Source organism: Candidatus Contendobacter odensis Run_B_J11 (assembly GCF_000531125.1).
Lineage (GTDB): Bacteria > Pseudomonadota > Gammaproteobacteria > Competibacterales > Competibacteraceae > Contendibacter > Contendibacter odensensis.
The window spans coordinates 1-9,152 of record NZ_CBTK010000198.1; the positions used below are offsets into that span (position 1 = coordinate 1).

At 49.6% G+C, this 9,152-nt stretch carries 10 protein-coding genes and 1 pseudogene; 6 read left to right on the forward strand and 5 right to left on the reverse strand.

The window, feature by feature from the left end:
* The 6 genes from BN874_RS22620 to BN874_RS12000 form a co-directional block, all read left to right on the forward strand.
* Positions 1–593 (forward strand): transposase (locus BN874_RS22620; protein WP_195912182.1); only part of this gene is annotated, 593 nt, incomplete at its 5' end.
* 79 nt (positions 594–672) lie between these two features.
* Positions 673–1,569 carry a glycosyltransferase family 2 protein gene (locus BN874_RS11980; protein ID WP_034433614.1) on the forward strand — a complete coding sequence of 299 codons (897 nt, stop codon included), beginning with the start codon at positions 673–675 and terminating at the stop codon, positions 1,567–1,569.
* Positions 1,570–1,622: 53 nt separating this feature from the next.
* Positions 1,623–2,726 (forward strand): glycosyltransferase family protein, encoded by a 1,104-nt coding sequence (locus BN874_RS11985; RefSeq protein ID WP_154724903.1) that lies wholly within the window; start codon positions 1,623–1,625, stop codon positions 2,724–2,726.
* Positions 2,726–3,769, forward strand: a complete 1,044-nt coding sequence (locus BN874_RS11990; protein ID WP_034433617.1) for a glycosyltransferase family 2 protein — start codon at positions 2,726–2,728, stop codon at positions 3,767–3,769. The genes BN874_RS11985 and BN874_RS11990 overlap by 1 nt, the downstream gene beginning before the upstream one ends.
* 147 nt (positions 3,770–3,916) lie before the next feature.
* The gene (locus BN874_RS11995; RefSeq protein ID WP_230314419.1) at positions 3,917–4,093 is read left to right on the forward strand and encodes a hypothetical protein; all 177 of its coding nucleotides are present in this window, start codon (positions 3,917–3,919) and stop codon (positions 4,091–4,093) included.
* Complete coding sequence (locus tag BN874_RS12000; RefSeq protein WP_034433621.1) at positions 4,071–4,766, forward strand: hypothetical protein; 696 nt, start codon at positions 4,071–4,073, stop codon at positions 4,764–4,766. Before BN874_RS11995 ends, BN874_RS12000 begins: the two co-directional genes overlap by 23 nt.
* Positions 4,767–4,773: 7 nt before the next feature.
* Here the strand turns inward: BN874_RS12000 and BN874_RS12005 are convergent, their stop codons facing one another.
* The 5 genes and pseudogenes from BN874_RS12005 to BN874_RS12025 all read right to left on the reverse strand — a co-directional run.
* A complete protein-coding gene (locus BN874_RS12005; RefSeq protein ID WP_034433623.1) occupies positions 4,774–5,391 on the reverse strand; it encodes a hypothetical protein in 618 nt (205 codons plus the stop codon).
* Between the two features lie 35 nt (positions 5,392–5,426).
* Complete coding sequence (locus BN874_RS12010; RefSeq protein WP_081756350.1) at positions 5,427–6,371, reverse strand: glycosyltransferase family 2 protein; 945 nt, start codon at positions 6,369–6,371, stop codon at positions 5,427–5,429.
* Positions 6,356–7,411, reverse strand: a complete 1,056-nt coding sequence (locus BN874_RS23670; protein ID WP_081756351.1) for a class I SAM-dependent methyltransferase — start codon at positions 7,409–7,411, stop codon at positions 6,356–6,358. Before BN874_RS23670 ends, BN874_RS12010 begins: the two co-directional genes overlap by 16 nt.
* The gene (locus BN874_RS12020) at positions 7,401–8,867 is read right to left on the reverse strand and encodes a flippase (protein WP_034433627.1); all 1,467 of its coding nucleotides are present in this window, start codon (positions 8,865–8,867) and stop codon (positions 7,401–7,403) included. Before BN874_RS12020 ends, BN874_RS23670 begins: the two co-directional genes overlap by 11 nt.
* A gap of 14 nt (positions 8,868–8,881) precedes the next feature.
* Positions 8,882–9,152: pseudogene (locus tag BN874_RS12025) on the reverse strand (DegT/DnrJ/EryC1/StrS family aminotransferase); the annotation flags it as partial.

Consider the following 9,152-nt stretch of genomic DNA (forward strand, 5'->3'; position numbering starts at 1 on the left):
TCATTGAAGGGTACCTGCATGCTCGCCGGCTACCGCCGGCGCAAGCCGCGCAAGCCCGCCAGCGGGCGCGGGCGGAAGCCCGCAAGAAAGGGCGCACCGTCCAGCAACGGACCTTAGCCTTGGCCGAGGGGGTCTTGATCTTCACGACCTGGGCTCCTGAGGGGCTGCCCACCGAAACCGTGATGGCGCTCTATCGAGTCCGATGGCCAGTGGAGCTAGTGATCAAGCGATTGAAAAGTATACTTAATATCGATCATCTCCGCGCCAGAAAAAACAGTGCGTTGGCCGATCTCTCTCTCAACGGCAAGCTGCTCTCTGCCTGGGTGATCGAGAAACGGCTCCGGCGGCGATGTGGCGACGATGGGAATCGGCGGGATCAACCGCGCCAGGTGACTCCCTGGCGGCCTTTGAAACTCGTGCAACGGGAACTGACCAGCGCCATTAGCGGTGTGCGTCAGTGGGATCTGCGCCGCTGGACGGAGGCCCTGAAGGTGATCCAGGAGCGTCCCCGTCGCCGACTGCTCCAAACCGTACCGGAGCGGGTCCGCCAACTGATCGCTCACTGCCAGGCTCAGGGACTGAGTAATATCTGAGAGTTAGGGCTTAAGTTGGCGCGTATGGGTTCGACCGGCTCGCCCCGAACAATTCTTGAACTAGAAGCGAAAGTCCTGAATGAATCATGGGGAGCGGGATGTGAACAAGATCAGCGTGATTCTGCCGGCCCGCAACGAGGCAGCGAATTTGCGGCCATTGCTGGAGAAGCTGACAGCGCAGTTGCCGGGTACGGAGATCGTCGTGGTGGACGATGGTTCGACCGACGGGACAGCGGCGGTGTGTCAGGAGTATGGGGTGCGGGTGGTTACGCATCCATACAGCATGGGCAATGGGGCAGCGGTCAAGGCTGGAGCGCGGCGCGCGACCGGCGATGTCCTGGTGTTTATGGATGCCGATGGCCAGCACGATCCAGCGGATATTCCCCGCCTGCTGGCGAAGCTAGCGGAGGGCTATGCGATGGCGGTCGGAGCGCGGCGGGATCATTCCCAGGCGTCGTGGGGACGCAGCGTGGCGAACCGGATTTATAACCGCCTAGCCAGTTGGATGGCAAATTATCCGGTGTTGGACCTGACTTCGGGATTCCGGGCAGTGCGGGCAGATCGGTTCCGCGAGTTTCTGTATCTGTTGCCGAATGGATTTTCCTATCCGACGACCATCACCATGGCGTTTTTCCGCAGCGGCTATCCGGTGGGGTATGTGCCGATTGTAGCGGGTCGGCGGGAGGGCAAGAGTCATATCCAGCCGTTGCAGGATGGGGTGCGATTCTTACTGATTATTTTCAAAATCGGGACGCTGTACTCACCGTTGAAGCTGTTTTTTCCGATCAGCCTAGGGTTTTTCTTGTTGGGACTCGGGTACTACGCGCATACCTTTGTCACGCAGGGGCGCTTCACCAACATGGGAGTGCTGCTGTTCAGTGTTTCGGTAGTGGTGTTCCTGATGGGGCTGGTGTCGGAGCAGATTACCAGTCTGTTTTATCAGCAGTCGGATGGCAATATTGGAGGAACCAGGTAGAGACATTTGTGCAAATTGATGACTACTTGGCTGGTCAATAAATAGGTGTGGCTATGATTAAGTTGTGTTATGTGCTGGCTTATCGTGAGCCGCGTTATGTTCGTACCCTAAGTCTATTGAACGCATTAGCGTTGTTGCCCAACGTGAAAGTGTATGTCGCCATTAACCGAAAAAAAAGATGTTGGCGTTATATTGAGACAATGTGGCAGGTCTGGTGGATCAAGCAGCGCTATCATCCGGATTGTTATTTATTAGGATTTCGCGGTCATGAGCTTTTCTGGCCGTTGCGTTGGTTGATTGGACAAAAACCACTCATTTTTGATAGTTTGATGTCACCTCATGCAGCATTACGCGATGATCGCAAGTTTGGTCGGTTGGGCGGTATTATAAGTTATCCTTGGTATTTCGTAGAGAAAGCGCTGTTGCGGCGAGCCGATAGTGTGCTGACCGATACCCAGTTGCATGTGGAGTTTCTAACTAATCATTTTCAACTGTGTCACTCTAGTATTCATGCAGTGCCGATTGGGGCGGTGTATCGTTCATTGGTGCATTCCCATAATTCGGAACTACCTAATCAACCCTTCAAGGTATTATTCTACGGTTCTTTTTTACCATTGCACGGCATGGAAGTGATTTTACGGGCGGTGGCGTTGCTAAGTGATCTGCCAATATTTTTTACTTTCATTGGCGGTAGTGGCAGTAGTCTCATTGAATTTCAAAGATTATGTCGGTCATTGCAATTGCAAAAGTTGGAGTATTTTAGATGGGTAGACTTTGATGAACTGCTTGATTGCTATATTGCCGGAACAAATTTATGTCTCGGTGGGCCGTTTGGGGATACTCCACAGGCGCGTCGGGTTGTGACAGGTAAAACCGTACAATGCCTAGCGATGAAAAAAGCAACGATTGTAGGTAGTATCGCTGAGAATTTTGGTTTTGTTGACAAATATAACTGCTTATTAGTTAAGCAAGGCGATCCAATAATTTTAGCAGCGGCTATTGAATGGGCTTATCTTAATCGTGACAAATTGGTCATCATTGGCAAACGAGGTGGTGAGCTTTATCAGGAAAATTTTTCGTCAGCGCGGATTGCCGAGGTACTAAAAATAGTATTGTCCAAACTGGATTGCTCTACTGAGGCTATGAGAACTCCCTGATGTTGATACACTATCTATCAAACCAGCCATTCGAGAATCCGGTATGTTCGGTTTGTATCGCGAATTACAACGGGATTGATTTTATTGGTACGTGTATTGATTCAGTATTGATGCAGGACTGCGGTTTCAATGTTGAGATCATTGTGCATGATGATGCTTCAAATGATGATTCAGTAGCTTATATCAGGTCTCACTATCCTCAAGTAAATTTGTTGGCTAGTGCGGAAAATTGTGGCTTTTGCGTTAGCAATAATCGTATGGCTGACATTGCTTGTGGTCAGTTCATCTTATTGCTCAATAATGATGCTAGATTACACCCTAATGCCCTGCAGGCTTTGCATCAATATGCCTGCCATCAAGAAAAGCCAAGTGTTTTAGGATTGCCGCAGCATAATATGGAAAATGGTGAATTATTTGACCGAGGGAGCCTGCTTGATATTTTTCTTAACCCCTATCCTAACTTAGATGCTGGGCGACGTTCAGTAGGAGTAGTAACGGGTGGTTGTCTCTGGATACCCCTATTTTTATGGCGGGAGTTGGGGGGATTCCCGGAATGGTTTCATACAGTCGCTGAGGATATTTATCTATGTTGTGTGGCCCGGTTGTGGGGTTATCCGGTTGAGGTACTACCTGACCCGGGTTTCGATCACTGGATCGGAAAAAATTTAGGGGGAGGAAAGGTTCAAGATAATCACTTACGTACTACCTTTCGCCGCCGGGCGTTGTCTGAGCGTAATAAGACTTTTGTGATGGTGCTGACTTTTCCAGCGCCAGTGTTTCAGATTGTATTTCCGCTCCATTTGCTGTTGTTGTTATTAGAAGGAGGGTTGTTGTCGTTGGTTAAACGTGATGGGCGCTTTGTTAAAGAGATTTACTGGCCAGTGTTTGGGGCGCTGTGGCGGGAGCGACAACGACTGTGGCGGTTACGAAGGGAGATTCAGCGGGGGCGACGGTTGAATGTGTGGCGCTTCTTTTCAGTGTTTCAGTGGATGCCACATAAATTGACTGCGCTAGTGAAATACGGTTTACCAGAGGTGCGTTAATCATTAGGAGAGGTAAGTCCCTAAGTTTGAACTTGATCATGGCGAGCTTGAATCTCAGGCGCAAGTGGGCATGAACGGTTGGGAATGAGAGGCTTTTGCAACATGTTACACCGTCATTTAAATCATCAACAATGGACCTTGGCGGCTATGGATGATTGTATTGCTCGCGGTAAGCGGCGCGATTGGGTTGATCTGCGGCAGGCGGTGCTGGCGGATCGGGCGATGCTAGAGAAAGTATTGCAAGTGTGTCGTGCGCATGTCGCTGAAATTTATGCCCAGCGTTACCATTTTTGGATGCACTATGCCGAACGACACTTGGCCTGAATGGGAGCAAGTACTGTCTTCGGCTGCTCGCTTGCAACGCATCCTGCCGGAGGCCATTCTGGTTGGTGGCACGGCTGCGGCTTTGTACGCGAAACACCGTTTATCTATTGATGCCGATCATGTACTTACCGATCTGCGGCGCCGCTTTGATAAGGTGCTGGCTGAACTGGAAGCAGTCGCTGGGTGGAAAACCGCCCGCGTCCAGCGTCCGGTACAGATTCTCGGCAGCTTGGACGGGATTGAAACCGGGATACGGCAATTGATCCGGCTGGAGCCATTGGAAACTACGCAGATCGATTGCTTCGGCGAGTCCGTGACCGTGCCGACGATGGCGGAGATGTTGCGAATCAAGGGGGTATTGATTCTGAAGCGCAATGCGACCCGCGATTATCTTGATTTCGTAGCATTGGCTGACGCTCTGGGCGATGAACGGATCGTGGAGGCGTTGCGGCGCTTTGACCGGCTTTATCCGCAATCGAACGAAGAGTCGGCCTTGCAGCAGCTTCAAATTCAACTTGCAGACCCGCTCCCTTATGATCTCGAAACGATGGATTTAAGCGAGTACAAGAACCTGGCTTCCCAATGGTGCGATTGGCTGAATGTGAAGACCTTATGCATCGATTGTGCGATGCTCATTTTTGAACGAATCATTGGGGTGGAAGATTCAGATTGAAGTGGTATTACCTAATCCTTTTAGATATTTCTATGATCACGTAATCCGCAAAGTGCTTTTCTGCTGTTTTTAGCATCAAATCGGCCAATTGCGAAACGGTCTGTGCGCCTTTGGCCGTGAGTGAGTCGGTTCCGCTGGGAGTGAAAGTTCCATGCGCGACCATGACCCTGAGTGCGGTTGCGGCAATTCTGACGTCGTCGGTGGTTCCTTTCAGAAAATCTTCCAACCGATTTTTGAGTTGTCCTTTGGAAAAAAGGATCTCTTTGCTGGTTCCGGCTTGATTGAGGATGCGCCTTAGCAATAGGGCAAGATGAGGTTCAATAATCTCCCATTGGGTCACAGGGTTATCCAATGCACTTCCAAGTATTTCTGCTGCTGAATAAGCAAGCATCAATTTCAATCCTGCCGTGTATCCGCGCAGGGTTTGCTCGGAGATACCCTCGGCATGAATGCCTGTCAGCTTGGTCGCCAATCGATGGCGGGCGCGAAACCGGTTAAGTTTCGACAACTTATCAGAATCGACAAAAGCCTCATTGGTTCTTTTGAAATCGCAGAACTCTTTCCAATACGGCAGAAGAGCTTTACAGGTTATTCTACTGTGCGTAACCATGTTATGTGTATTCATCGGTGTACTCCTTACGATACGATAAAAGACTGATGCTATCCTTCGTATTGCCCCATTTTTTGGCATAGTCCATGCCATACCCCCTTGAGTACCATTTTCAGCGCCTCTAACCGGTTGGCACCAAAAAAAACATGTGTATAAACGATCCCTGCCGAATACCAACTACTACGAAGCTTCCAGCGCCAATCAATATATTCAAGGCGACATAATGCAACATAATTCCTTAACCGGTAATATATTCGCAATGGGCTATAGGCACTTTCGTTGCGCCAACGCAAATACCATACTCTCAAATGTGACTCGCCCATTCGCTGATACATGGTGGCGTATCCTGTTCCAAATAGATGATATCCTCTCGATCGTGCGCGATGACACCACTCAATGTCCACTTGGTCGATAAAAAAATCTTCACGCATTAAACTGACATCTTGAAATACCTCGATAGGAATTAGTGTCCCTGAGGTAATCAGAGTCAATGCTTCCACATGGGGATTAGCCGGTGTAGGCGCTTGGTGGCCATAGAAGAAATGTCTTGGCAACTGGGCCTGAAAAGGGTAGGTAATTTTCGTATGCAAATCCGTATACGTTGGACCAACCGCGCCGACCTTAACACCAGTCTTAGAAACTTCCAATTCAGCTCTCAGTAAATTAAAAACCATCTTGCTGTCGGGTAGGCTATCCTGATCGCTAAGAAGAACATGTGTACAACCTGCTATTTTAGCAGCTTCTATACCTACATTTAACGCAGCAGCAATGCCAAAATTTTTACCTAGCCTTATGATATTTATATGCTCAATATAACTATTTTTTTTATATAAAACTTCAAAGAAACGGTCATCGCTTGCATCAGTATTGTCAACGATTATGACCATATCAGTTTGCTGAACTAACTCATTCATTAGTGGCAGAAATGTATCAGCTTGTGGATAGTAGGTGACTACCACAGCATAGACAATAGGCCGCTTCATTTTTTCTTCCATGCCTGAAAAGTCAGAAATTCACGTTGAGTTGGAAACAGCATTTCTTTTCCTTCCACAAAAATATCGGAAAGGGGTGGCCTGCCTCCACGTGATGCTTTTGACACATCTTCTTTTTTAGTTATGGCTTCGCTGGCGGCAAAAATTCCATACAAAACCATTCCTCGCCAATACTGATTTATAATTTCAAAGCCAACTTGCTTGAGAGCTTGGCGCAATGAATCTGGAGTAAAGAGAACTAGATGGCGAGGGGCATCAAGATCGCGCCAGTTTTCTCCGAAGCGTTTGTGCCCCAAGCTGGCAAGATTGGGAGTTTCCAGCCAAAGCGATCCACCGGGTTTAAGCAGACGATAAATATTTCGCAGAAGATCGAGTGGGTCATGAACATGCTCAATCACATGACTCAGCGTAATCACATCATATTTTTCTTGTTCATCGGACAGAATTTCAATTCCTCCTTGGCGTACTACCAGTCCTCTTTGGCGTGCAGTTGCAACTGCTTTAGAGTCAAGGTCAATTCCTTCTGCACTCCAGCCCATTTCTTGCGCAAGCATTAGAAAACCACCATTTCCGCACCCCACGTCGAGTAATGCGCCCCCACCCACCAGTGGGCGGGGCAAATGTCGGCACTCAGTATCAGCCGCTGCTTGAAGCGGCGGAAGCAGCGGGATCATCCATCGCCCTAATGCACTGGCTGGTTGACGCTTGAGTCCATAACAAACATTCATGTACCCGTTGAGCCAGTCATGGAGCATGGTACGCAACTTACCTATTCGACGTATGGTCGGATGATCCTGACTATCATGCGTGTAGTAGCTGCCATAAGCCAGTCCAATCGTGGCTTGATTTGGGCGCGGATCGAGATAGGCCGAACCACAGGATGTACATTGATACAATGTCCAGTGACCCGGTGCGGTTCTGAATACCCGGTCGGTCAAACCGTCATAAAGCAATGTGCGTTGTTCACTGCCGCAAACCGGACATTGCTTCACCGATTCAAGTCCACTCTCTGGCCAGTTCTCAACCAGTTCGTTAGTGTGCATGACCGGTATTCTCCTTTAGCCGCGGTAATAAGTAGATTCCAAAGCGCCACATTATTCCAGTAGCAGCCAGCATGACGAGAGCCGCGATGATCCATCTTGCTACAAGCAAGTGAATCGTCATAGCTACCCCAAGTATAAATGCGCCAACTACAGCAAGTAATGCTGTTTTATAGAGTCCATCGGCGTGATGATTCTCTACTCTCATAGCCAACAGAAACAATAGAACAGTATCCAGTATGATTCTTACAGTCCAGGCGATTGCTGCACCGAGAATGCCAAAACTGGCTACCAGACCGACGATCAATCCCGCATAAACCGGCAGTTCGAGCAAATGCAGTTTTGCCGTGATGTCAGCGCGTCCAGCGGACTGAAGGACGGCGTAGGGAATATGCGCAAATCCATTTAGAAACACGCCGAGCAGAAGCCATTGAAGAATCAATACCGCCTGTTCAGCGAACTCCTGATTTAGCCATAAGGTTAGCCCTTCCTTAGCCAGCAGCATTGCGACAAGAATGGGCGGGAACCAGAGCAACAACATGAATTGACCCGCAGACTGCACAATGGGATTAGCCTGCGCGGGTTGACTGTGCGTATGAGCCAACGCTGGAAACATGGCATTCACTGCGGCAAGAGGAAGTGTTGTAGCGCGGAAGGCTGTATCGAACGGTACGGTGTAGAACGCCACGGTTGCCGGAGGGAAAAAGCTGGCCAGATAAAAACGGTCGGCATAAACCATCAATGGCCCAACAATATTGGAGACCGTGAGCCATCCACTAAAACGCATGAGTGGGCCTGGATGCAGCCTAATATCGGTTTCGGATTCAAACAGGTTGAATACTCGAAGTAAAGCAAGCATCCAAATCATGAATGCTGCAATCCGCGTTGCGGCAAGCGCGCCAATGACAGCGCCAATATCGGGTGTGCCGAGTGCGATCAGTGCCGGCACCATGAAAAAAGCGGTGCCCAATGGCACTCGAATGGTATTGATAAGCACAAATCGTTGCAGGCCCTCAAAAATTCCAAGCAGACCAGCAGACACCAGCGCGAAAGGCAGCGAGAGCGCGATCCAGTGCAGCCCGACGATAGTTTCCTGACCCAGTATGTCCTCCAGTAAGAGCAGCCGTCTAACCAGAAAAGGCGCAGACCACCACAGCACAGCGCCCCAAAACAGACCAAGAAGAAATAAGGCAATTAGCGCCTTGCGGATTAATCCCGCAATGGCCCCCGAAGAAGTGCCTTTGCCCTGTTCGGAAGCGACCATCTGCGTGAGCGCACGACCGAGACCCAAATCAAAAATGCCTGAAAAACCAATCAAGCCAATGGCCAAGGTAAATACGCCGAGACGAGCATTGCCCAGGCCATGCAGCAACAAGGGAACCGCAGCGACCCCCGCAAGTAACGGAAGCGTGGATCCCAATACATTCCAGAAAGCATTGTAGCCAACGCGGATGTTCATGCTTCGGAGGCGGTATCTACAAACACCGGCTTAATTCCATTCCACAATAGTGAATGCGCGGTCGCGACAAAACTGTAAGGTGTAGTGATAACTTCACCGGTGATGCGCAGCGCTTGCAACGCTGTGACCAAGGCCAGCGTGCCATTGGCAAACAGGGAAATATGCTCAACACCCAGATAGTCGCACAATGCCTGCTCAAATTGCTGATGAAACGGCCCGGCATTGGTCAATTGCCGGTTAGCCCAAATTTGCTCCAGATACGGCTGGAGTTCTTCCAGTGGGGGC

Excerpts from the sequence above, each read along its gene's own strand:
- BN874_RS12000 (WP_034433621.1), top strand. The coding sequence starts at position 4,071 with ATGCCGAACGACACTTGGCCTGAATGGGAGCAAGTACTGTCTTCGGCT.
- BN874_RS12020 (WP_034433627.1), bottom strand. The coding sequence starts at position 8,867 with ATGAACATCCGCGTTGGCTACAATGCTTTCTGGAATGTATTGGGATCC.
- BN874_RS11990 (WP_034433617.1), top strand. The coding sequence starts at position 2,726 with ATGTTGATACACTATCTATCAAACCAGCCATTCGAGAATCCGGTATGT.
- BN874_RS11995 (WP_230314419.1), top strand. The coding sequence starts at position 3,917 with ATGGATGATTGTATTGCTCGCGGTAAGCGGCGCGATTGGGTTGATCTG.
- BN874_RS12005 (WP_034433623.1), bottom strand. The coding sequence starts at position 5,391 with ATGAATACACATAACATGGTTACGCACAGTAGAATAACCTGTAAAGCT.
- BN874_RS11980 (WP_034433614.1), top strand. The coding sequence starts at position 673 with ATGAATCATGGGGAGCGGGATGTGAACAAGATCAGCGTGATTCTGCCG.
- BN874_RS12010 (WP_081756350.1), bottom strand. The coding sequence starts at position 6,371 with ATGGAAGAAAAAATGAAGCGGCCTATTGTCTATGCTGTGGTAGTCACC.
- BN874_RS23670 (WP_081756351.1), bottom strand. The coding sequence starts at position 7,411 with ATGCACACTAACGAACTGGTTGAGAACTGGCCAGAGAGTGGACTTGAA.
- BN874_RS11985 (WP_154724903.1), top strand. The coding sequence starts at position 1,623 with ATGATTAAGTTGTGTTATGTGCTGGCTTATCGTGAGCCGCGTTATGTT.